This window comes from Pedobacter sp. ISL-64 (genome assembly GCF_018613605.1).
Taxonomy (GTDB): Bacteria; Bacteroidota; Bacteroidia; order Sphingobacteriales; family Sphingobacteriaceae; genus Pedobacter.
Genome location: NZ_JAGGPU010000001.1, coordinates 175,287 through 197,308 on the forward strand (window position 1 = coordinate 175,287; position 22,022 = coordinate 197,308).

The 22,022-nt window shown below is 37.4% G+C and carries 19 protein-coding genes; 5 read left to right on the forward strand and 14 right to left on the reverse strand.

Going from position 1 to position 22,022, the window contains the following annotated elements:
• Positions 1-189: 189 nt before the first annotated feature.
• The 4 genes from J7E57_RS00775 to J7E57_RS00790 form a co-directional block, all read right to left on the reverse strand.
• Positions 190-831 (reverse strand): response regulator transcription factor, encoded by a 642-nt coding sequence (locus J7E57_RS00775; RefSeq protein WP_215129658.1) that lies wholly within the window; start codon positions 829-831, stop codon positions 190-192.
• Positions 832-835: 4 nt separating this feature from the next.
• Entirely contained in the window at positions 836-1,465 is a 630-nt protein-coding gene (locus tag J7E57_RS00780) for a sensor histidine kinase (RefSeq protein WP_215129660.1), read from the reverse strand.
• A gap of 128 nt (positions 1,466-1,593) precedes the next feature.
• On the reverse strand, positions 1,594-2,289 hold the full coding sequence (locus J7E57_RS00785; RefSeq protein WP_215129662.1) for a hypothetical protein: 696 nt from the start codon (positions 2,287-2,289) through the stop codon (positions 1,594-1,596).
• 10 nt (positions 2,290-2,299) lie between these two features.
• Positions 2,300-2,749, reverse strand: coding sequence for a hypothetical protein (locus J7E57_RS00790; RefSeq protein ID WP_215129664.1), 450 nt, complete (start codon positions 2,747-2,749; stop codon positions 2,300-2,302).
• Positions 2,750-3,184: 435 nt separating this feature from the next.
• On the opposite strand from J7E57_RS00790, the gene J7E57_RS00795 reads away from it, so the two are divergent.
• Positions 3,185-3,415, forward strand: a complete 231-nt coding sequence (locus J7E57_RS00795) for a response regulator transcription factor (RefSeq protein WP_057931491.1) — start codon at positions 3,185-3,187, stop codon at positions 3,413-3,415.
• Positions 3,416-3,512: 97 nt separating this feature from the next.
• Here J7E57_RS00795 and J7E57_RS00800 read toward each other — a convergent pair whose 3' ends face one another.
• From J7E57_RS00800 to J7E57_RS00815, 4 genes are all read right to left on the reverse strand, one after another.
• The gene (locus J7E57_RS00800) at positions 3,513-5,081 is read right to left on the reverse strand and encodes a M28 family metallopeptidase (RefSeq protein WP_251029746.1); all 1,569 of its coding nucleotides are present in this window, start codon (positions 5,079-5,081) and stop codon (positions 3,513-3,515) included.
• Between the two features lie 119 nt (positions 5,082-5,200).
• Positions 5,201-5,998 carry an ABC transporter permease gene (locus tag J7E57_RS00805; protein WP_215129665.1) on the reverse strand — a complete coding sequence of 266 codons (798 nt, stop codon included), beginning with the start codon at positions 5,996-5,998 and terminating at the stop codon, positions 5,201-5,203.
• A gap of 1 nt (position 5,999) precedes the next feature.
• Positions 6,000-6,908 carry an ABC transporter ATP-binding protein gene (locus tag J7E57_RS00810; RefSeq protein ID WP_215129667.1) on the reverse strand — a complete coding sequence of 303 codons (909 nt, stop codon included), beginning with the start codon at positions 6,906-6,908 and terminating at the stop codon, positions 6,000-6,002.
• 5 nt (positions 6,909-6,913) lie between these two features.
• On the reverse strand, positions 6,914-7,171 hold the full coding sequence (locus tag J7E57_RS00815; protein WP_215129669.1) for a hypothetical protein: 258 nt from the start codon (positions 7,169-7,171) through the stop codon (positions 6,914-6,916).
• A 263-nt stretch (positions 7,172-7,434) separates the two neighbouring features.
• Here J7E57_RS00815 and J7E57_RS00820 point away from each other — a divergent pair, with 263 nt between their 5' ends.
• Both J7E57_RS00820 and J7E57_RS00825 read left to right on the forward strand, forming a co-directional pair.
• Positions 7,435-8,460 carry a sensor histidine kinase gene (locus J7E57_RS00820; protein WP_251029747.1) on the forward strand — a complete coding sequence of 342 codons (1,026 nt, stop codon included), beginning with the start codon at positions 7,435-7,437 and terminating at the stop codon, positions 8,458-8,460.
• Between the two features lie 54 nt (positions 8,461-8,514).
• Complete coding sequence (locus tag J7E57_RS00825) at positions 8,515-9,264, forward strand: LytR/AlgR family response regulator transcription factor (protein WP_029276707.1); 750 nt, start codon at positions 8,515-8,517, stop codon at positions 9,262-9,264.
• A gap of 142 nt (positions 9,265-9,406) precedes the next feature.
• Here J7E57_RS00825 and J7E57_RS00830 read toward each other — a convergent pair whose 3' ends face one another.
• The 5 genes from J7E57_RS00830 to J7E57_RS00850 all read right to left on the reverse strand — a co-directional run bounded on the left by J7E57_RS00830 (position 9,407) and on the right by J7E57_RS00850 (position 17,230).
• Positions 9,407-10,165: a lysophospholipid acyltransferase family protein gene (locus tag J7E57_RS00830; protein ID WP_215129671.1), complete on the reverse strand. Its 759-nt coding sequence runs from the start codon at positions 10,163-10,165 to the stop codon at positions 9,407-9,409.
• A 36-nt stretch (positions 10,166-10,201) separates the two neighbouring features.
• Positions 10,202-10,663, reverse strand: coding sequence for an IS200/IS605 family transposase (tnpA, locus tag J7E57_RS00835; RefSeq protein WP_215129673.1), 462 nt, complete (start codon positions 10,661-10,663; stop codon positions 10,202-10,204).
• A gap of 1,011 nt (positions 10,664-11,674) precedes the next feature.
• A complete protein-coding gene (locus tag J7E57_RS00840) occupies positions 11,675-12,229 on the reverse strand; it encodes an NUDIX domain-containing protein (protein ID WP_215129675.1) in 555 nt (184 codons plus the stop codon).
• 28 nt (positions 12,230-12,257) lie between these two features.
• On the reverse strand, positions 12,258-14,687 hold the full coding sequence (locus tag J7E57_RS00845; protein ID WP_215129677.1) for an outer membrane beta-barrel protein: 2,430 nt from the start codon (positions 14,685-14,687) through the stop codon (positions 12,258-12,260).
• A gap of 56 nt (positions 14,688-14,743) precedes the next feature.
• Complete coding sequence (locus J7E57_RS00850; RefSeq protein WP_215129679.1) at positions 14,744-17,230, reverse strand: outer membrane beta-barrel family protein; 2,487 nt, start codon at positions 17,228-17,230, stop codon at positions 14,744-14,746.
• Between the two features lie 218 nt (positions 17,231-17,448).
• On the opposite strand from J7E57_RS00850, the gene J7E57_RS00855 reads away from it, so the two are divergent.
• The gene (locus tag J7E57_RS00855) at positions 17,449-18,375 is read left to right on the forward strand and encodes a 2-hydroxyacid dehydrogenase (protein WP_215129681.1); all 927 of its coding nucleotides are present in this window, start codon (positions 17,449-17,451) and stop codon (positions 18,373-18,375) included.
• Positions 18,376-19,288: 913 nt separating this feature from the next.
• The gene (locus J7E57_RS00860) at positions 19,289-19,765 is read left to right on the forward strand and encodes an OsmC family protein (RefSeq protein ID WP_215129683.1); all 477 of its coding nucleotides are present in this window, start codon (positions 19,289-19,291) and stop codon (positions 19,763-19,765) included.
• Between the two features lie 55 nt (positions 19,766-19,820).
• On the opposite strand, the gene J7E57_RS00865 is transcribed toward J7E57_RS00860, so the two are convergent.
• Entirely contained in the window at positions 19,821-21,701 is a 1,881-nt protein-coding gene (locus tag J7E57_RS00865) for a M1 family metallopeptidase (protein WP_215129685.1), read from the reverse strand.
• Between the last annotated feature and the right edge of the window lie 321 nt (positions 21,702-22,022).

Genomic DNA, 22,022 nt, shown 5'->3' on the forward strand with positions numbered 1-22,022 from the left:
ATTACTTTGCCTTAACTAAAGTTAAAACTAATTAGTTAGTTATCCAAATTTTATTGAATAAATTATTAGAAAAATTAACGAGAACGACTTTTTGTTCCCTTTTAAGGTTTTACTTTAAGAAAAGTATTGAATTTAAATCTGTAATTTTCTGTAAATCAGTTTGTTGTGATCTGTCTGCGAAAATGAGGACTATATTGTAATCAGGTTGTTTTTGATACCATATACCACTAATCCGGTGCGCGATTTAATATTCAGCTTTGCAAAAAGAGATTCTCGGTAGTTATCTACTGTGCGCGGACTAACATTCATGAGGTTGGCAATTTCCTTATAAGTAAGTTCGGTACTGCAAAATTGTAAAAATGTAAGTTCTCTTGCAGAGAATACCGGTTTTTGATCACTGTCTTTTAGCGCCACCAAAAGCCTGCCCGATACCAGCTCATTTACATAGAAACCTTTATTTACTATTACTTTAATTGCGGTTAGCAGATCTGATGGGGTTGATTCTTTAAGCATATAGCCTCCGGCACCGGCTTTAAGCATTCCGATAATCGCTTTTTCATCTTCGAGCATACTTAGTGCAAGCACATGTACATTTGGATGATTGGTTTTAACCCATTTAGTTGCTGCAAAGCCGTCCATTACCGGCATATTAATATCCATTAGCACCAGTTGAACGTGTTTGTGGTTGTTTATTTTAGACTGGAGATCTAATCCGTTTACAGCCTCAAACGTGACATTTATTTCATCAAATTCTTCCAATAGGCTGGCCAATCCGGAACGGAAAAGCGTGTGGTCATCAACAATAGCGATAGAGATACTTTGGTCTTGCATACAATTAAGGGTATGGAACTTCTATGGAAATGGAAGTGCCTTCGCCTGGAGTCGAATTTAATATTAATTTTCCATTGATCATCTCAATTCTTTTATAAATAGAATTTAGTCCCATTCCCGCTTTTTTTGATCTAATTTCTTCGGGGTTAAAACCAATCCCATTTTCGGAAACCCTTAAATATATAGTATTGTCTGCCAGATGCGAATCGATTTGAATATAGGTTGCCTGGGCATGTTTTATGATATTATTAATGATTTCCTGCAATAAACGAAGAATGATCAAGTCTTTATTCGGCGATGTAATTTGCAGATCGGTTAATTGGTTATTGATCTTTAATTCGTACGAACCGGCTTTATTCAACCAGTTAACTTCCTGATCAATTGCGTGGCCAATGCCATTTTCTACCAGTTGTTCACCATGTAATAGTTTTGCCAACTCCCTTAATTCTTTAATAGATTTATTAACAAGGGCTAACGAATTGTCGATTTTTTTTTTTGCCTTTTCCCCATCGTTTAAATTTACAGAGTTTAAGGTGAGTGTGGTAAGACTGAGCAACTGGCCAACATTATCATGTAATTCTGTGGCTATACTCTGCATCGTTTGATCTTGTACTTCAACGCGGGTTTGAAGCATTTCGGACTCAAATTTTTGCTGCATATTCTGCTTTTCCAGAAAATGGTTCTTTTTATGTCGATTGTAAGACCTAATATAAAGTAGTAGAAATATTGGCATCAAAAGAAAAACAAATGATGCCAGTAGAATTAAGGACATGTTTTCCGTTGACGAGCTCTGCATATAAATGAATAGGCCCAAAAGCCATATAAAAATAGATTTAGTGTTGTGTAGATTATTAAGCGAGTGTTATATTTTCCTAAAAATTTTTGTTGAATTATATCATCGAAAAAATTCGCGAGTGTGCTTCCAAAATAAAATATTAATGTTCCGCCCACCCACCAAAATGCAGGGTGAAATTTTAAATCAATATAATTTTCGTCTTTCAGGAGCAGATAAAAATACAATAAGCCATAGATTACAAAAACCACAGATGCCACACTTATCGTAAAAGCATTATAAACATTTATACCGTAGATCAAAGTAAATATTGTATAAATTATCATTGTTGCTGCATATGTTGCAATTAGCCAGTACTTTATGTTTGCATATTGTTTTATGAACGTATAAAATCCATAAGTAATAAAAGAAATTTCAAATATTGTGTAGATATTGTAAATGCATAAATTTGTGTGGTATGTTCTCGCAAAGTACCTTCCAACGATTTCAGTCAACACCACAACGGCCATATACCAAATTGTGATCCGCCAAAATGTTGATTTGTCTTTGAATAAAAAGTATAATGCAAAAACCAGACAAAGCAGCTCAATATATGAGCAAATAGTTGGAACAATAAATTTTAGGGCCTTAAATATGTCTATTTGTGTAGCAATTTTTCCTGTCATAGAAAATGTATTACGGCATCAATTTACTATTTTCATCACAAAATTGTGGACATAACTCAGCTCTGTTTTCTGGATCGGTAATTTGTGGTATTGGATCGCCGTAATCTTTATCAATAAAATAATCGGTGCAGGATTTGCCGTCAATCGTTTTGGTAACCACAAGGAGTAAAGTGTTCATTTCTGAATAAGTTGGAGGGATTTTATCGCCATAATCAAGCTTATTGATCTGATTGATGATATCGTCGGTATATCTTCCAAAATAAATCCTAATGCCATCACCTCCTAGTTCGGTCATCTTTTTTGCTAATGTTGTAATCTGCTCTGCAGGAAACCACGCCGCCTCTGTAAATGTGCCCTTTTCTGTGTTCTGGCTCTTGCGGAAAGCAGCTGTCATTTGGCTGGCAATACTTACTGGAATGGTATTGTTTTTACCTTCGTTAGTTAAAAAATCTTGAGTCATATGTTTATTTATTTGGTTTCAAAATGCTAGGTAAGTGATTTAGTGAAAGCTAAAGTTAAATGCTTCTCATTATCTCAACTCATTTGAAAATTTCTATATAGTTTGTTTTTACGTTAAAGTGGGGTGGGATTTAAAACTTCACGATAACCTTAAATTGAGAAATAAAATTATCAAAAAAAAACAATCTTTTGCCTGTCTTATAGGATTATATTAAATACCGTAAAAATACCCTTTCATTTAAGGCGTTTTGTGCTAACGCCGAATTGCGGCGTACCACTACTTTTGGTATACAATAACAGCTGAATAATTTGTGATTGTAAACAATGAATGCCGTGGGGCCAATTAAAACAAATATTTTGAACTTATTTTGAAATAAGTCTAATTTTTTAATAAAGCTTGATTATAGAAACATTTAACCATTTAATTCTTTCAAACATGATAAACAATATCCTGCTACGGGAAAATCACAGTTCGATCAGCGAAAGGGAAGTTGAAATTGTACACTTGTTATCGATGGGATACAACAGTAAAGAAATTGGCGAAATGCTTTTTATCAGCGAGCATACCGTTAATACGCACCGAAGAAATATGGTAAGAAAGCTCGATCTTAAGAATTCTTATCAATTAATTGTTTGGGCCTTTAAAGAAAGAATATTATCCTTATAAAGGTTAAGATACGCATAACCTCTCATTCTAAACAGCAAAGCCTGCTATTTGATACTAAAGTCAAATCAGCAGGCTTTTGTTTATACAGTATATTGCTTTAAGGTCTTGCGGGTTGTGGAGCAGGTAGTTCTTTTCTTGGGATCTGTGCCTCGCGCTGCGAAGTATTGTAAACAAAAGAAGCGATAATGGTTGCCGCCTGTTTTAAATCATCCTCAACAAGCCTATCATAAGTATCCATATTGCTATGGTGGGTACGGGTATTGTAATCGGCAGGATCCTGAATAAACTGGAAACCTGGGATACCTACGGCATCAAAGGCTTGGTGATCGGTACCGCCTGTGTTATTAATGGTGATGGTGGTAGCGCCAAGATCGTTAAAAGGTGTTAACCAACTTTGAAAAATTGGACCAGCAGCTGCATTGCCCTGTAAATAAACGCCACGGATTTTTCCTGTTCCATTATCGAGGTTGTAATAAGCTGATATTTTTTTCTGGTCTGGTGTTAATACCATCGTTTTCGGATCGCCAAAATGTTTTGCCACATAACCCCTCGATCCAAATAAACCTTGCTCTTCTGAGCTCCAAAGTGCAATACGGATGGTGCGCTTTGGTTTAAAATCTATCGCTTTTAAAATACGCATGGCTTCCATCATTACGGTAGAACCTGCTGCATTATCTGTAGCACCCGTTGCCGCATGCCACGAATCGAAGTGCCCGCCAATCATTACCACTTCATCTTTTAGTTTTTTATCGGTCCCAGGTATTTCGGCAATTACGTTATATCCTTGAGGATCTTGGTCGTAAAAAGAGGTTTTAATGTCAGCTTCAATTTCTACAGGCTTGCCAGCACGTAAAAGACGCAATATATGCAAGAAATCTTCTGCTGCAACTTCAAGCTCAGGCGATACCGGTTTTGCATCTAAAGCATAAGAAGCACCGTTACTGGTGAAAAACGTCCCCTGTCCTCCACGGGCATAAGTTAAAATTAAACCTACTTTTTCTTCTACCAGCATGGCACTCATTGCCGCGCGGATTTCACGCATTTTCATCATCTGCGCCATTCTATCGGCCATTGGCCCGCCAGTAGGGCGTTGTCTTGGGCCTGCAGTTTGTGGTTTTGCTGCGGCCATTTGTGCCAGGGTAGTATCGGCATAGCGCAGAAAATCGGGCTTAATGCCACTTGTTAGCGGGGTACCCTGATCCATCATAACGATTTTTCCGGCCAATTTGCCTTTATATTTTGCTAAATCGGCAACACTATCGGCCTTGATTAAAATTACCTGCGATTTGATCGGGCCATTTGTACCGGGTGTCCATGCTTTAGGAGAGGCAATAATGGTATGATAGTAAGGAAGTGTAGTGGCGGCATAGTATTTGTCTATCTGCCAGCCTTTACCGAAAGTTCCCCAGGCTTCAAGATGTACATTTTTCAATCCCCAATCGGTTAGTTGCTTCACAGCCCAATCCTGTGCTTTTTTTAATCCCGGAGAGTTTGATAAACGGGGACCGCTTACATCAGTTAAATTAAAAGCAATATCCATTGCCTTCGAATTTTCTAAACCTTCCTTTCTTATTTTTTGTACTACAGCTGCATCAGGGGTGTCTTGTGCAAAAGCTGAAAAGCACAGGCCAAAGGCCAATGCGGTAATTGTAAATTTTTTGATCATTTTATGAATAATTTGGTGGTTGATTTTGATCTAAAATACACTTTAAACCACTTCAAATTATTATCCAATGAGATTTTTACATATCGCATTGTCTGGTACAAGAAATTTACAGATTGAAACTATTTTATGCTCTTTTTGGTTACAATAAAATAGCCAATAATGAAAAGAACCAAAGCATAAATCAAGCTTGTCCATATTTCCTGCGTAAAAACCGGAAAATCCAGCGGATCGCCTCCTTTTTTTACCTTGGTCATCTTTAAAGACAGAGCAGGTAATGAATAAGGAATCAGGTAAGCATATTTCCACCCTACATTTGCGGTAATAATGCCCATAATGGTTCCAATAAAGCCAATGCCCATTGGCTTAAGAAAATCGCTCCATAGCAAACTTAATATAAACTGTAGCGATAAAATGCCTAAAGATGATAAGAATAGTTTGCCGTAAGAGTTAACCAGGATATTTAGCGGGTTGTATTGATTAAAATTAAGCTTAGGCAACAATACCTGTAATAAGTGGCCAAAGGCATAGGTAAGTGTCGCAAATAAGAATAAACAGATAAATATTAACAGGACCGCATACAGGTATTTAGCCGCATAAATCGAAAATTTATTTAGGGGTTGGGCAAATAACATTTTCCAGGTATCGTTCTTATGTTCGATGTTATTGACCGAAAAGGCCATGAATATAACATAGAAGGGCATTATTAAGAATCCCATTACGCCGAGTGCTGCACCGCTGTAATGCGCCCATAATACCATTGGAGGATATTGCCTGGCGATGATTTTCTCGGCGTCGGAATAAAAACCAAAGCTGATTAATGCGCATATAATAACCGGTAATAATATAGCTGCCCAGAAGGCTAAGGTTTTTCTGGATTTGTAAAATTCTGATACTAAAGAAATATAAAGAGCGTGCATGTTAGTTTGTTTTGGTAATATCAAGGAATAAATTTTCGAGGTCTTTTCTTTGCTGGTAAAGACTGCTTACAGTAAAACCATTTTGGATAAGTAATGTATTTAGTTCTCCACTTTTTTGTGATGAAGTAAATGGTATAGTAATTATCTTTTCGGTTTTTGCTATAATTTCATAACCCGACTTTGTTAAAAGGGAGCTTGCGCTTTCGATCTTGTCGACTTCGATTTCGAGCATTGGTTTGCTTAGTAAATGAAGTTCGTTAATGGTGCCCTGAAATAATAGTTGACCTTTGTTTATAATGCCAACATGGGTTGCTGTTCTTTCTATTTCTGCCAATAAGTGGCTTGAAACCAATATTGTTTTTTGGTGTTTTGTAGCTAAATCGATCATGAGGTTCCGGACCTCAATAATGCCGTTTGGATCTAAGCCATTTGTAGGCTCATCCAGCAGGAGTAATTCCGGGTCTGAAATTAGTGCCTGCGCAATGCCTAGCCGTTGTTTCATACCTAACGAATATTTACTGGCTTTTTTATTTGCTGCGTCTGTCAAACCTACTAGCGACAGCATTTCATCAGCTTTCGTTTTTTTTATGCCTAACAGAATACAGCGGTTAATGAGGTTTTCTTTCCCTGTTAAATGCCCATAAATGGCTGGCTGTTCTACTAGCGCACCAATGCGTTTAAGGGTAGCTATGCGATTACTGTTTATTTCTTTACCGAATATAAAAACCTGATCGGATGGCGATTTGAGCAGGTTGAGCAAGATTTTTATAGTGGTTGTTTTTCCAGCCCCATTTGGGCCTAAGAAGCCGTAAATACTGCCTTTTGGTACTTGTAATGAAAGATCTTTTACAATAACCTGGTTACCGAAGTTAAAGTTTAAACCTACAGTTTCGATAGCGTAATTACCCATTGTTTCTATTTGAAAATAGCAGTTACTTGTTTCACAACAGACCCAGATGTTTTTGTAGGTTTTACAACTATTTCTGCATCATTCTGATTGGTGCTAACGGTAAGTGTTAAAATAATCATCATAAATACTGGTAATAATAAAAGTAAAAATGGCGATGTGTTTGCTAACTTTTTCATGATCGATAGTTTTATTTGAGCGGTTGCGAAAATACCATCAGTAATTACTGTTTCATTTTTTAAGTTGATTGCTGATGATGTTTTCATTTTGTTTTCGTTTTGATGATTCAAAGAAACTCAAGAAAAACAAGCTGCTAAAATCTATTATACCAAGTGTTCAAGATTCTAGATCAACAGACATTTTTGGCGTTTGTCGATAAAATTTGCCTATTGGGCCGTTGGTAGAAAAAAAATGCCCGTTGGTAGATTGTGTAAGTAAATCGATAAAACTTTATTTATTTTGGATGCATGAAAAAAAGCAGTACTAAAATATGCTGGTTAACTGCTTTTTATTGTTAAACAACTTGTAAATGAAAGAAAATAAGGGAGCTTTAATATTGCACAGCATTTTCTGGGCAATAATATTGGTGGCTGCTGTTGTTATTGTAATAACGACCGGTTCGAAAATAACGTTAAAACGAGAATTAATTTCATTTGGGCTATTTGGAATCCTGAATGTTTCCCTTTTCTACATAAACTATATTTTTTTAATCCCTGAACTTATTAAGAGAAGAAAAAAATATTGGCTTTATGTTCTCGCTTTTTTTCTGATGATTGCAGTTGCAGCCTTAATTAAGACAATTATTGCAGTGTTAAATCCTGCAGATATGATGATGGTAAGAGGCGAAAAAGCAGAGTACAATGTGAATGAATATTTTGCAGGTAAAGCTTTTATTGGCGGCTTTTTCATGATTAGCAGCTGCATTATCAAATTCACCATCGATTGGTTTGGAAGCGAAAGGATTCAGCGGAATTTAGAAAGCGAACGACGCGAAATGGAACTTCAGTTTTTAAAATCGCAGCTCAACCCACATTTTCTTTTCAATTCGCTAAACAATATCTATTCCCTGGCCTATCAGAAATCGGATAAAACAGCCGATGCCATTATGAAGCTTTCGGAGATTATGCGCTACATGATTTATGAGAGCAATACCCCAACAGTAGCGCTAAGCAAGGAAGTAGACTATTTAACCAGTTATATCGAACTACAAAAAATAAGGTTTAAAGATGGTGCCTATATAGAGCTTACCTTAAACGGCGAAATTGACAATCAAAAAATTGTTCCTTTAATGTTGATTTCATTTGTAGAAAATGCATTTAAACATGGTGTAGTAACCGATCCGGCAGAACCAGTAAAAATTAATATCATTGCCAACCAGAAAATTTTGCATTTTAGTGTAGTTAATAAAAAGAATCAACAGAATAAAGATGCACAAGGAGGGGTTGGTTTAACCAATGTAGAACGACGATTACAATTGGTTTACCCTGATAGATATAAATTAAATGTTGTAAATTCGGCTACTCATTATACCTGTGAACTGATGATTGACATATAATCCGATAATCAAACATAAACCGGATAAAATCATTAATTAAAATAATAACCTAAAATGAACTTAAACTGTATTGTTGTTGATGATGAGCCTTTAGCGCTTGATATTTTACAGGATTATATTTCGAAAGTACCTTTTTTAACCATGGTTAAAAGGTGCGAAAACCCTATTGAAGCTTTACAGATTGTTCAGGGTGGAGGGATTGATCTTGTGTTTTTAGATATTCAAATGCCAGAGCTAACCGGAATCCAGTTTTTAAAAATTGCTGGCAATAAATGCCACTACATATTAACTACCGCTTATCCACAATATGCTTTAGAAAGTTACGACCTAAATGTTTCGGATTACCTGTTAAAGCCAATTGCATTCGACCGTTTTTATAAAGCGGTGGAAAAAGTACATAATCAGGTAAAACCTGTTGAAGCCCCTGCAAGTGTAGCACAGCCCATCGTTACACCTGCACCGTTTTCTGGCTCAGCAAATCCTGTGCAAGATTATATTTTCGTTAAAACAGAGCACAAGATTCAAAAAATATATCTGCACAATATTTTATTCATCGAAGGTTTAAAAGATTACATCTCGATATTTACGAAAGATGAACGTGTAATTACGCTACAGAGTATGAAGAAGATGGAAGAAGCTTTACCTCAAGGTCAGTTTATCAGGGTGCACAAATCTTATATTGTGGCTGTTGATAAAATTGAAAGTATTGAGCGTAGCCGCATTACCATCAATCAGAAGATTATCCCTGTTGGCGATACTTACCGCGATGAATTTTTCAGGGTGATCGGAAATAAGAACATTTAGAGCGGTTGGCGTTAGGCGCTTAATCAGTTCAAACAATTAACCTTTTAATTGCCACGGAAGCACAGAAACCACGGAATGATCCTGCCGCGATTGTCATCCTGAGCGGAGTCGAAGGATCTTTAAAGAGAAGTAATAAATAAAACTACAGAACAGCAGCCTGTGCCATTGGTTGACCTAAAGCTTTCCTGATTTCGTTTTCTACCTCAAGCGTGATATCATTTGGTGTTTTTGCGCCTGGTTCTATCGGTTTTAAAACCGTCCATTTTAGCGCATTGCCAGTGGTTAACGGAAACATGCCAAAGCGAACAATTTTCCACGAATTTTCTATGGCTACCGGAACAACCAAGGCATTAGGAACTACCTTTAATATGGTAGCAATACCTCCAAATTGAAATGTTTTCAACTGACCATCTTTCGCCCGGGTTCCCTCTGGGAAAATAACAGTGCTCCAATTGTTTTCTTTCATTCTACGGCCAAGTTTAATGATTTCGGAAATGGCCTGTTTGTTATCTTTTCGGTTGATGTTTGCCCCACCGCCTAAACGCAGGTTAATGGATATGGATGGAATACCTTTGGTAAGCTCAATTTTAGAGATAAATTTTGCACTATGTTTCCTTAAAAACCAAATTAACGAAGGGATATCGTACATGCTCTGGTGGTTTGCGGCAAAAATAATTGGTCTATCTGTCGGTAAATCGTATTCATTCTTAAAACTGATTGAATTGAATAGAAAGATCTGGCAGTAGGTTAGGAAAAAGTTAAGGATATCTACCGAAACTTTATGCGCTTTATAACCAAAAAGCTTAAAGCAAATCCATTGTATAGGATGGAAGATACAAAGTGTTAATCCAAAGAAAATATAAAAAATAGGGCTTAAAATATATCCGAAAAGCTTGCTCATCTGGTTGATTTAATAGATGGCAAAGATAATAATAAATTATTCTGGTTCTTTGAAGATGTATTTTTCTTCGTATCCAATCTCAAACGTTTTTAAGAAACTGGTATACTCCTGTAAAAAGGTCTCCTTTTTATGGTGCTGTTCCTGGTTTTGGATGTATTGAATAACTTGTTGAACATGGCTTTTTGAATAAGAGAATGCGCCATAACCTTCTTGCCAAGCAAATTTAACTTTACAAAATCTCTGATCGTTAATCCATTTTGAACTTTCTGTTTTTACATTCTGAATCAGGCTGGAAATGGATTGGTGCGGCCGCATACCAACAAAGATGTGAATATGATCCGGCATACAATTGATCTGGATCATTTTATGGTTATTTGCCTGAAATATCCCTGTGATATATTTCAAAAGCCTTTCCTTCCAATCTTTATGGATTAATGAGGCCCGAAATTTAACGGCAAAAACAAATTGAATATGCAATTGGGTATAGGTATTCGGCATGGCATTTTAAATTTAAATCAACATTAAACGTTTCTACGGAACGAAAATCGCAAACCGCAATTTTTGCCGCCGAGGACTTGTCCGATAAGGGACGTTAATAATTTTGGGATGATTTAATATTTAAGAATTGCTAGGCAATTTAAAACAAATATCTTATTAAATAAGGGTTGATGCATTGTTTTGCAATCTTAAATTAGGTGCAATTTTTTGAATTATAAAAAGATGTACAATTTTTTATTGGCCACGAAACGTTCCTACGGAACGAAAATTGCAATTTGCATTATTTCTACCTAGGATTTGTTCCTACGGAACAGCTTATGGATTTAGAATAAAGGTGTACCATTTTTTTTTAAAAGATTTTATAATTCACCAGATTGCCCTAATGTCCCATTGGAACATATGCTGGGCATAAAAAAATATGCAATATTTTTTATTGTATTATTTCTACCAGGATTTGTTCCTATGGAACAGCTTATGGATTTATTGACAAAATAATAAGCACTTGGAGTAAATAGAGGTGTGCCATTTTTTTAAAAAGATTTTATAATTCACCAGATTGCCCTAATGTCCCATTGGGACATATGCTGGGCATAAAAAAATATGCAATATTTTTTATTGTATTATTTCTACCAGGATTTGTTCCTATGGAACAGCTTATGGATTTATTGACAAAATAATAAGCACTTGGAGTAAATAGAGGTGTGCCATTTTTTTAAAAAAAAATTATAATTCGCCAGGTTGCCCTAATGTTCCGTTGGGACATATGCTGGGCAGAAAAAAATATGCAATATTTTTTATTGTATTATTTCTACCAGGATTTGTTCCTATGGAACAGCTTAATGGATTTATTGACAAAATAATAAGCACTTAGAGTAAATAGAGGTGCCATTTTTTTAAAAAAAAATTATAATTCGCCAGGTTGCCCTAATGTTCCGTTGGGACATATGCTGGGTAGCAAAAAAATATGCAATATTTTTATGTTCCGTTAGGAACATTTGGTGGTTGTCCGAGCTACAATTCGCCATTCATTATCATCAGCTTTGCTCTTAAAATTGCGGCAACGCTTATCGAATCGGTAATCTCTCCATTCGAAACCATTTGATAAGCCTCATTAAAGGGCAATTTTTTTACCACGAGTTGTTCCGTTTCTTCTGGCATCGCGATACCTTGAATTAAACCAGTAGCAACATAGATTATGCTCAGTTCATCGCTCACAGAGTTAGATAAATGTATTCTTTGGATCTCTTTCCAGTTTCTGGCGCTCATTCCCGTTTCTTCCAATAATTCCCTTCTGGCGCTTTCTAGCGATGCTTCGTGAAATGGGCCACCACCTTCGGGAATTTCCCAGCTGTAAGCGTTTAGGGCATACCGATATTGACCAACCAACCAGGTATTGTAATTTTCATCTAGTGGGAGGATTCCGATCGCCAGGTTTTTAAAATGAACCGTACCATAAATTCCTTTTCCGCCAGAGGGGTTAATCACCTGATGTTCGGTTAAGCGGATCCAGTTGTTATCGTACTTTACCTCGCTCTCTAGTGTTTTCCAAGGGTTGATCTCTTCCATGGTGCAAGATAAGCAATATGATTTTATCTTACTGTGGTTTTGCAGGAGGCGGCGGTGGTGGAATTTTATTTACAGTAATTTTAGTGAAACGATAATTTAGGCTAAAAGTAAAATTCTGCGTGTTATTGGTTGAATAGTTCTCCAGCCTGAAATTTTGGCCTTCATTGTAAAAGGTATTGGTTCTGTTTCCTAAAATATCATTTATTGTTACGCGAAGGTTTAACCGGTTACCCAAAAAGACTTTCCTGGCCGAGAAATTAGAAGTAATGGAACCTTTGCTCCGGCCTTGTGCATTAGTATTGTTGGCATAATTTAAGTTCGATTCGAAAGCCGTTTTAAGCGGCAACTGCATCGATAGACCAATTGCCCCTCTAAAACTCAAACCATCTCGGTTCAGCGAATTGTTTAATTGCGATTTATAATTACTTTGGATCACACTGAAATTTCCATTGGCCGATACCTTATTCGTAGGGCGATAATTCCCGATTAAGATAAGCGATAGCGAATTATTGGTGCCGACATTATCGTAAGTGCTTTCAGATCTGGCTGTATTGGAGCCTGGAATTAACGTTACCGTGCGGTAGCGTTCTATAACTCCTTGACTGGTAGAATAAGAAAGCCGCGGGTTGAATGACCATTTCTGGCCAAAAGCCCCAAAATTAACATCAAACTGGTGGGTGTAAGCTGGCGATAGATTAGGATTCCCGTAGGAGATATTAAGTGTATCAACATTATTAACCTGTGGGTTCAAGGTATTTTCTCTTGGCCGGTTTACACGGATGCTATAGGTAGCACCAATATTGTACCGTTTGCGGTAAAATCGATTTAAAGATAAATTAGGGAAAACGCTCAAATAAGGTTTTACATTATAATTCTGCCCAGTAGATAAATCGAAAGCTACATCTGTAAGTTCTGCCCTAACTCCCGTTTTAACACCCCAGCCAACCTTCCGGTAGTTGTAGGAGGCATAGGCAGCAGCTATGTTTTCATTGTATAAAAACTGGTTCGATAATTTGTTGTTACGTACAAACTGTTGCGTTACAAAATTAAAATTTTCGATTAACAAGTCGTTATCGTTCTTTCTGTAGTTAAAAGCTAGCCCGGCTTCAATGCGGTCGCGTTTATTGAATATTGGTTTTTCGTAATCTAAAGTTACGTTTAGGCCCCTGTTCCCGGTGTTGTTATTATTTTGCTGTAAAGTTGGGGCTGATGTATTGGGTTGAGTATAAGTGGTGCTATAATCCCTAAAATCGATATTCTTGTTGGTATTGAAATTTAATCCTAAAGATATTTTACCTCCGCTGGTATCGGTCTGAAGATCGTAATCGGCATTAAAAACAAAGTTATTACTATTGCCTTTACCCGTATTATGCTGGTTGCGGAGACGGTTTTCTATCCGTTCTTCGCTTAAGTAATGAAGATCGGTTGTAGCATTTGAATTTGAATTATTGAGGTTGTAATTGGTTGATAACCGCAGACTTTGCTTTGGACTAATGGTCCAATCTAAACCTATTCTAAAATTTCCACCGTTGTTATGGTTCCGGTAAGCCCCATATTGGTCATAATAGAAAGTTGTATCGGGAAAAAAGTTTTCGCGGAAATTGTGGCTGTCACCTTTCCCAACATTATAACGATAAGCTGCGCTTCCATTTATAGCATAAGATTTTCCGCGGTAAGATGCATTGGCGTTGGTATTACCGTTGCCCTGCAATCCGCTCGAAACACCTACATTACCGTTAAAGCCAACCTTAAAGCCTTTTTTCATTACAATGTTAATGATGCCTTCTCCATCTCCGCTATATTTAGATGGTGGATTGGTAAGGACTTCTATCTTATCGATGGCATCAGAAGGTAGCACATTTAGCAGGTCAGCGATGTTAGAGGTCATATAGTCTGAGGGTTTACCATCAATAAAAACCCTCGTACTTCTTTTTCCTGCAATGGTAGCGTTGCCATCAATATCTACCTGCACCATTGGTACGTTTTTTAATACATCTGTTGCGGTACTGCCTTCGGCTAATAGTGTTGAGCCAACATTGTAGGTAACACCGTCAGCTCCGAATTCGATAGGTGGTTTTTGGACGGTAATGGTTACCTCCTGCAAAGAATTTTGTTCAGAGGTTAGCTTTAATGCGCCCAGGTTTTTATCGAAATCTTTTTCTGTAATGGCTATTCCATTTACTTTTAATGAGGCATAGCCAACAAAACTTACCCTAATGCTATAATTTCCTGTTTTTAGATTTTTAATACTAAAATGGCCATCCTCATCTGTGGCAGATGTAACTATGGGCTGTTCAGATCCGTCGATATAAACAGATATTACTGCCGATGGAATAGATAATCCTCCAACTTCTTCAATCACTTTTCCGCTGATTACACCTTTCTCTACAGCAAGCGCAGCAAAGGCCTTGAGTAAAATCAATAAGGTAAAGCAAAGCTTAGGTAAAAGTTTTTCCAATATCTGATTAGTTAAAAAAAGGTGCTTAGAAATATTTTTCTAAGCACCTTCGGTTATTAAAATGATCCCTCATCAGGACGGTTGTCCTGCTGATCGTCTTTCTTCTTTTTAGCTCCCGTAAATGTTGTTTTTCCAAATCGGTAAGAGAAGGTTAAGTTGCCCATTGTTCCCTGCATTTGTCGTTCAAAATCAACAATAGTTGCCTTATCTTCGGTTGTCATGCTCCATCTTCTGGTGTTAAATACATCTCTAACATTGAAACTTAAAGATGCTTTTTTGTTCGGGAAATCGTATTTGGCTCCGCCGTCAATTCCGTACATGGCATTACGTTTTCCCTGTGCCATCACTTCCGGTGCTCTGTAATCGCCGCGTACCTGTAGCGATACATTTTTTGCAACAGTTAAGTTTCCAGTTAGGTTGGCATTCCAGCTAAATCCACTGCTCGATGCAATATCAAATCTCGCATCTCCTGCAAACTTAGCTTGATATAAGTTTACATTAGTGGTAAAATTTAAAGCTTTAATCAGATCGAAACGGCCAATTAACTCTAAACCACTATTGATTTGATTCGTTAAATTTTGAGGGGTTGAAGTAATGATCCCATTAACTGGCGTACTTCTTACCCGTTGAATTACATCATTGGTTTGGCGGAAATACAAACTCGAAGTTAAGGTTACTTTTTTCCAGTATTTACTATATCCCAATTCGAAAGAGTGTACATCCTCTGGCAATAAATTCGGGTTACCACCTCTATAGTTTAAAGGATCCGAAACATCCAAAAACGGGTTGGTATCCCAGGGACGGGGGCGGTTTACACGGCGTGTATAACTCAATTGGAGTTGATTATCGCCCTTTAATTTTTGCGTTAAGAAAACACTTGGATATATCCTTTTGTAGTGGATATTTCCTTCGGCCGTGGTTAATACATTACCCGTGTAACCTTCTAAATGCGTATCTAAACGCGCATCTTCTCCTCTTAATCCAATTTGGTAACCAAAATCTTTAATCTGGTTCTGGTAATTGAAATAAAGTGCGTGCACCTGATCCTTACTATCGAAACCGTTAATTAACTTATTATTGCTGACATAAATATTCGTATTTGTAGGAATCGAATCTGCGTATTGATCATTGTTTCCTAAGCGGATCTGGCTACGGTAACCAACTTCAATTTTACCGGCTTTACCAACAGGTAATGCATAATCAGTCTGGATGTTGTAATTGGTATTGTTACCGGTATTAAATACGCGCTGTAAACTTAAGGTTTCATCAATCGGCACACCATTTCGGTTAGTGGTGTTGGTGCTGTAAGTTTGGTCGTTGTTGTTTGTTCCATACGAATAACCAAAGTTGAAGGTTAACTCTTCTTTCGGTTTTTTAAACTTCTGTACGTAATCTAAATTCAGATCATAACTTTTTCCATAACCGTCATTATTATTGGTTCTGTTGCTTAATAAAACAGGTGATTGGCTTGCACTTAATTGTCTAATATCAAGCAGCTCGTTCCGCTCATTTTCTCTTGAGTTAAAACCGCCCGATAAGCTGATTACGCTTTTTGGTGCCAGATAATAATCTAAACCAGCTTTAGCATTGTGTCCTCTATCAGATGAATTAGAAACGGTATTCTGATTTGCGAAAGCTGTTGAACTGGTTGGTGTTTTGTAGGTAATATCCTGGAAACCGCCACCCAAACGGTTGCCATAGCGATAGCCATAGTTTCCGTAAAGGTTTACTTTGCTATTCTGAAAACTTAAATTAGTGTTGGCATTATAGTTATCGCGGTTACCTGCAGTTAGTGCAACTGAACCGTTAAAGCCAAGTTTCGTATTTTTCTTCAGCACGATGTTGATGATCCCTGATTGACCTTCTGCATCATATTTAGCCGATGGATTGGTAATTACCTCAACACTTTCGATAGAGCTGGCCGGGATCGATTGGAGAATCTGCGCTACATTACCGCCGGCAATTAAAGATGGTTTTCCATCAATTAAAACTTTTACGCCTGTAGAGCCACGTAAACTCACATTGCCATCCATATCGGTAGAAACTGAAGGAACATTCTGCAATAAATCGCCTGCTGAGCCCCCTTCGCTTATTACGCTCTGGTCTACAGCAAAAATCTTTTTGTCGATCCCCATTTGCATGCCTTGTTTTTGGCCTGTTACGGTAATTTCGCTTAGCATATTACCTTTTGAAGGATTCATTTTAATGTCGCCAAAGTTTAATGTACCCGTGGCGGCAGTAATTACCACGTTATCTCTAACCATGGTTTGGTAGCCAACAAAGCTTATTTTAAAGGTAAAAGTTCCGGTTGGGATATCTGCCATTACAAATGCACCATTTACATCTGTTTGGGCAATTTTTGCATTTTTGCTTGTTGTTTTATCAATTAAAACAGCGGTAGCAAAGGGAATGGTTTCTTGTGTTTTTGCGTCTTTAAGTACTCCGGTAATTTTTGCTTTTCCACCTGTTTGCGCGAAAAGACTAAAAGATAAGCTTAAAAGTAAAAGGGTAATCTGTATTGTTCTCGATTGTAAAAGTCTCATTAAAAAATAAAATTTCGTGTGTTTTTATAAAGGGAGACAAAGTAACGGCAACTAAGTTTAATTAAGGAGCCGTAACTATTTTATTACAGCCATTTTATAGTAATATTTTTGTGGGTTAATCGGCAATCAACTGTTCTCAATCAGCAGTCCTCAGTTTTACAAAAACTATAAAAGAATAATACAATTGAACAATTTGCAAAATGTTACTTTTGTTTATTATGAATAGGATATTAATTGTTGATGATTTGCACCCTGCATTTAAAGAGCAGGCCATTGCTATGGGTTACCAGGTTGATGATGAACCACAGATTACCCGCCAACAAACATTAGATAAAATAAAAGATTATACAGGTATTGCGGTAAGAACTAAATTTAGGATAGACGCCGAAATTTTTGCTGCCGCTCCAAACTTAAAGTTTGTGGCAAGGGCAGGGGCTGGCTTAGATAATATTGATGATAAAATTGCTTTTGAAAGAAATATCGAATTGATTAATGCACCTGAAGGCAATTGTGATGCTGTTGGCGAACATGCTACAGGTCTGCTTTTATCGTTGATGAACAACTTCCGCAGGGCCGATATTGAGATTAGAAACGGGGTGTGGGATAGAGAAGGTAACCGTGGTTACGAATTGAAAGGCAAAAAGGTGGGGATTATTGGTTATGGCTTTATGGGGCAGAGTTTTGCGAAGAAACTGGCGGGTTTCGAGGTTGATGTAATGGCCTATGATAAATATAAAACTGGATTTTCTGATGCGTTTGCCCGTGAGGTAAGCATGGAAGAAATTGTGAAACACAGCGATGTACTGAGCTTGCATATTCCCGTAACAGCCGAAACCAGACAGATGGTTGATGATGAGTATTTCTTCCATTTTAAAAAGCCCATTTTCTTTATCAATACCGCGAGGGGCGAAATTGTAAATACGCCAGCAGTGTTGACTGCGATTAAAAGTGGAAAGATTTTAGGTGCCGGATTGGATGTACTGCAAACAGAAAAATTCCCTGCATTGGGCGAACAGGTTTGGTATGATGAACTAAAAAATAACGAAAAAGTGATTTTAACGCCGCATGTTGGTGGTTGGACATTCGATTCTTACCGGAAAATTTCGGAGGTTTTGGCTGAGAAGTTAAGGAATCTTAATTTTTAGTGAATCATAATCCTGACTTAGTTTAATTTGGAACACAGGGGGCACTGCTAATATTTGAGGTTCTGCCCTGCTTTCCATTACTCCCGACTTAACGTCGGGATTCATTACATTAGGTTCATACAGAGCGGTTGTGACCTTCAAACCCTAAAATAAACAACTGTTTCTGCCATCTAACCCTGGGTGAAGCATTGCCCTGCAGTTACTTCTGCATTTGTAAAAAACAAGATTGCCCAGTTGCCCGTTAATTTTGATTATTCCATTCCGGGGAGTCATAGTTTTAGTATATTAGGTTAAACAAAAGGATGATTACTTAATTTAATCGATCTGATTAAAAATCCTTAAACCCCACCTTTACGCCACATTTACCCCACGTTCAAGCCACCTTCCGGCCAGGCTTGGCTATTCCTTGCTGTACACCTACTTGCCTACTGCTTCGAACCCCCTTCGGTAGGAGTGAGACTTCGTTACAGGTGGGCTATTCATGAAGTTTGCATTACTTTCGATTATCAGGTTAAGAATAGCTAAGTAAAAGGTAAAGAAAAACATAGCTTAGGGTTATTTTGGACCACAGCTGTGTCGGTATTGAGGTATGGGAAATGGTGGGGGAAGGCAAAATACAAAAAGCACGAATATATTAGCCGCCTATGGCTTAAGGTTCCCGCCTGCGCGAGATCCGATAGCTATCGGATGACGACCCAGCGTGCCCCTCATAGTTTCAAAGTAATCAATCTACGGATGCCTGTCTCTGCACCATACTATCTGCATCCTACTATCCGGCCTAGCAGATTTTCGCAGGAAAAAGCACGGAAATCTGTGCACTCCCCCATGAGATTTTAAAATCATATAGGTCTAAAAAATAGATAAACTCAATTTTATTTTCTTAAATTGGCTATACAATCTAACCAATTTTATCATGCCGAAAGATCATTTATATTCAACTACAGTTACTTGGACGGGCAATAAAGGCTCAGGTACAATGGATTACCGTTCGTACGATCGCGATTATGTAATTTCAGTAAAAGGCAAAGCCGATATTTCAGGATCATCTGATTCTGCTTTTTTGGGCGATAAATCTAAATATAACCCAGAAGATCTGTTATTGGCCTCAATATCCAGCTGTCATATGCTCTGGTATTTACACTTATGTTCTAAAAATGAGATCGTGGTAATCGACTATAAAGATGAGGCAGTAGGTACAATGGAAGAATCGGCTGATGGCAGTGGTCGTTTTAGAGAGGTTACCCTTCATCCCCAGGTTTTAATAGCCGATAAGGCACATTACGAACTTGCAGCTTCGCTGCATCATGAGGCAAATAAAATGTGTTTTATTGCCAATTCATTAAATTTTCCGGTTAAACACGAACCTACTTGTAAAGCAGAAAACGGTTAACAGTTTTCAGTTGGTAGTCATATCGAACTGCCAACTGAAAATTGCAAACTGTCAACTATTTAGCATACCAAACATTATCTTTCGGCGTAGCATCTACATAAATGCCATTATCTAAACCAATTGACTTTATTTTTTTAGCTGTATTAACTATTACATTCACCTCTTTCTGGTTTGCTTTCCAAACCGCTGGCGTTTTATGAATCGTTTCAGTTTTCCCATCGGTATAAGTAATCACTATATCAAAAGGAATAACAAAGCCACCAACATTTTTAATTGTTAGGGTCGATTTCCCTTTTGCCGGTGTAATCTTGGTAATGGCTAAATCAAGATAGTTGTTGGTGAAAAACCAATTCTGGAAAAACCAGTTTAAATTTTGTCCAGATCCCGCATTCATCGAGTTAAAATAATCCCATGGAATAGGGTGTTTGCCATTCCAGTTTCCCATATAGGTATGCAATGCTTTTTTAAATAGCTCATCAGCCAGCATATCTTTTAAGGCGAGATAAGATAATGAAGCCTTTCCGTAGGAGTTATTCCCATAACCCGAACCCGAAACCTGATCGGACATGGAAATTACCGGTTGATCTTCTTCTGTCGATTTATCATAGATATATTTATTTACCCTAAAGTTTTTGTAAAACTTATCAGCCGCCTCTTTGCCGTGTTCTGCAATGCCGATTAAATATTCGAACGTTGTTGCCCAGCCTTCGTCCATATAGGCATAACGGGTTTCGTTAATACCCATGTAAAAGGGGAAGTAAGTATGTGCCACTTCATGGTCCTGAACCAATTGTGCAAAAACAGGATCGCCAAATTGAGAATCGTTAACCATCATCGGGTACTCCATATCGGCAAAACCTTGAAAAGCAATAGTTTTAGCGTAAGGATAGGGGATTCCTGGCCAATTGTTCGAGAACCAATCTAAAGCATTAAGGTTATATTTAACCGAGTTGGTAAAATCTGTTCCGGTAGTTGGGTTGTAAGCCGCCTGGGCACTTGCACGGCGATTGGTCTTTTTATCTACAATTACGCTTGCGCCATCCCAAACATAATGGTTGCTCAAAGCAAAAGTAACATCGGTAATGTGCTTTACTACAAATTTCCAGGTGTTCCAGTCTTTTTGTTGGGTTACTTTGCCATCTTTCATTTCCTGCTCAGTAGCAATGTGGATGAGCTCATCACCATTATATGATTTTTTTAAACGTGCAGAAATTTCTGGTTGTAATACTTCATCTGGATTCAGGAAATCGCCCGTTGCATAAACCACATAGTTTTTAGGTGCTTTGATCGTGAATTCATAATCGTTAAAGTCGTTATAAAACTCAGCCCTATCGGTGTGTGGGATGCGGTCCCAGCCGTTATAATCATCATATACCGATATACGCGGATAACTATAAGCCACAAAAAAGGAGTTTGGATCAATCTGTCCCTCACGACCACTTTCTTTTGATAGGGGATAATCCCACTCTATTTTAACCGCAATTTTCGATTTTGGTAGCAACGGTTTGTTCAGTTTTACATTGCCAACTGTTCCCCAGTTTTTGCTATCTACTTTATACGTTTCGCCATCAACAGTGAACGAACTGATATTTAAGCCTGTGCTTAAAAAATCTTCACTTACCGCGCCACCTCTCGGTGAGGTTGGTTTGTGCAGGTTGTTTACAAAGCGAATGGCTAAAGTTTTTAAAGTATCAGTGCTGTTGTTGCTGTACAAAATTTCTTCTTTACCGCTTACCACTTTGGTTTCGGCATCTACCTTAATATCCATATTGTATTTACCATGGTTTTGCCAATAGTTAGGGCCAGGCTTTCCATTCATAGCACGGGTGCCCTTAGCGTATGCTGCTTTTATATTTCTAGGCATATAAAGTTCTTGGGCAGAAACAGTATAACCACCCAAATAAATAAGTAGGGCAATAGAGAATAACTTTTTCATTTTTTACGAATAATTTTAGCTAAAAATAGAACTAATGATTGAATTTTGGATAAGTGTATAAATGAATGTTACTATTGTGGTGATTCTGGCATATAAATATAATAGAGAAAGAATGTGTTTGTCTTTATTTTAAGGCGTAATTAATGCTTCAAATTGACGTTGAGCGTCACAAAAGGTTAAAATATTGGTCACTTGTTAATTTTTTATTTGCTTTTGTAATTTCCACATTTTATCTTCGTTATAATTGAAGCAAGACTATGTAGCAAACCAACTATATAGTCTTGTTTGTTTTTTATAGCGTTTGAATAAAATTAATAGAGC

Bases quoted from the DNA above. Each gene is read 5' to 3' on its own strand.
- J7E57_RS00775 (WP_215129658.1), bottom strand. From the start codon at position 831: ATGCAAGACCAAAGTATCTCTATCGCTATTGTTGATGACCACACGCTT.
- J7E57_RS00780 (WP_215129660.1), bottom strand. From the start codon at position 1,465: ATGCTTCAAACCCGCGTTGAAGTACAAGATCAAACGATGCAGAGTATA.
- J7E57_RS00785 (WP_215129662.1), bottom strand. From the start codon at position 2,289: ATGACAGGAAAAATTGCTACACAAATAGACATATTTAAGGCCCTAAAA.
- J7E57_RS00790 (WP_215129664.1), bottom strand. From the start codon at position 2,749: ATGACTCAAGATTTTTTAACTAACGAAGGTAAAAACAATACCATTCCA.
- J7E57_RS00795 (WP_057931491.1), top strand. From the start codon at position 3,185: ATGATAAACAATATCCTGCTACGGGAAAATCACAGTTCGATCAGCGAA.
- J7E57_RS00800 (WP_251029746.1), bottom strand. From the start codon at position 5,081: ATGATCAAAAAATTTACAATTACCGCATTGGCCTTTGGCCTGTGCTTT.
- J7E57_RS00805 (WP_215129665.1), bottom strand. From the start codon at position 5,998: ATGCACGCTCTTTATATTTCTTTAGTATCAGAATTTTACAAATCCAGA.
- J7E57_RS00810 (WP_215129667.1), bottom strand. From the start codon at position 6,908: ATGGGTAATTACGCTATCGAAACTGTAGGTTTAAACTTTAACTTCGGT.
- J7E57_RS00815 (WP_215129669.1), bottom strand. From the start codon at position 7,171: ATGAAAACATCATCAGCAATCAACTTAAAAAATGAAACAGTAATTACT.
- J7E57_RS00820 (WP_251029747.1), top strand. From the start codon at position 7,435: ATGAAAGAAAATAAGGGAGCTTTAATATTGCACAGCATTTTCTGGGCA.
- J7E57_RS00825 (WP_029276707.1), top strand. From the start codon at position 8,515: ATGAACTTAAACTGTATTGTTGTTGATGATGAGCCTTTAGCGCTTGAT.
- J7E57_RS00830 (WP_215129671.1), bottom strand. From the start codon at position 10,165: ATGAGCAAGCTTTTCGGATATATTTTAAGCCCTATTTTTTATATTTTC.
- tnpA (WP_215129673.1), bottom strand. From the start codon at position 10,663: ATGCCGAATACCTATACCCAATTGCATATTCAATTTGTTTTTGCCGTT.
- J7E57_RS00840 (WP_215129675.1), bottom strand. From the start codon at position 12,229: ATGGAAGAGATCAACCCTTGGAAAACACTAGAGAGCGAGGTAAAGTAC.
- J7E57_RS00850 (WP_215129679.1), bottom strand. From the start codon at position 17,230: ATGAGACTTTTACAATCGAGAACAATACAGATTACCCTTTTACTTTTA.
- J7E57_RS00855 (WP_215129681.1), top strand. From the start codon at position 17,449: ATGAATAGGATATTAATTGTTGATGATTTGCACCCTGCATTTAAAGAG.
- J7E57_RS00860 (WP_215129683.1), top strand. From the start codon at position 19,289: ATGCCGAAAGATCATTTATATTCAACTACAGTTACTTGGACGGGCAAT.
- J7E57_RS00865 (WP_215129685.1), bottom strand. From the start codon at position 21,701: ATGAAAAAGTTATTCTCTATTGCCCTACTTATTTATTTGGGTGGTTAT.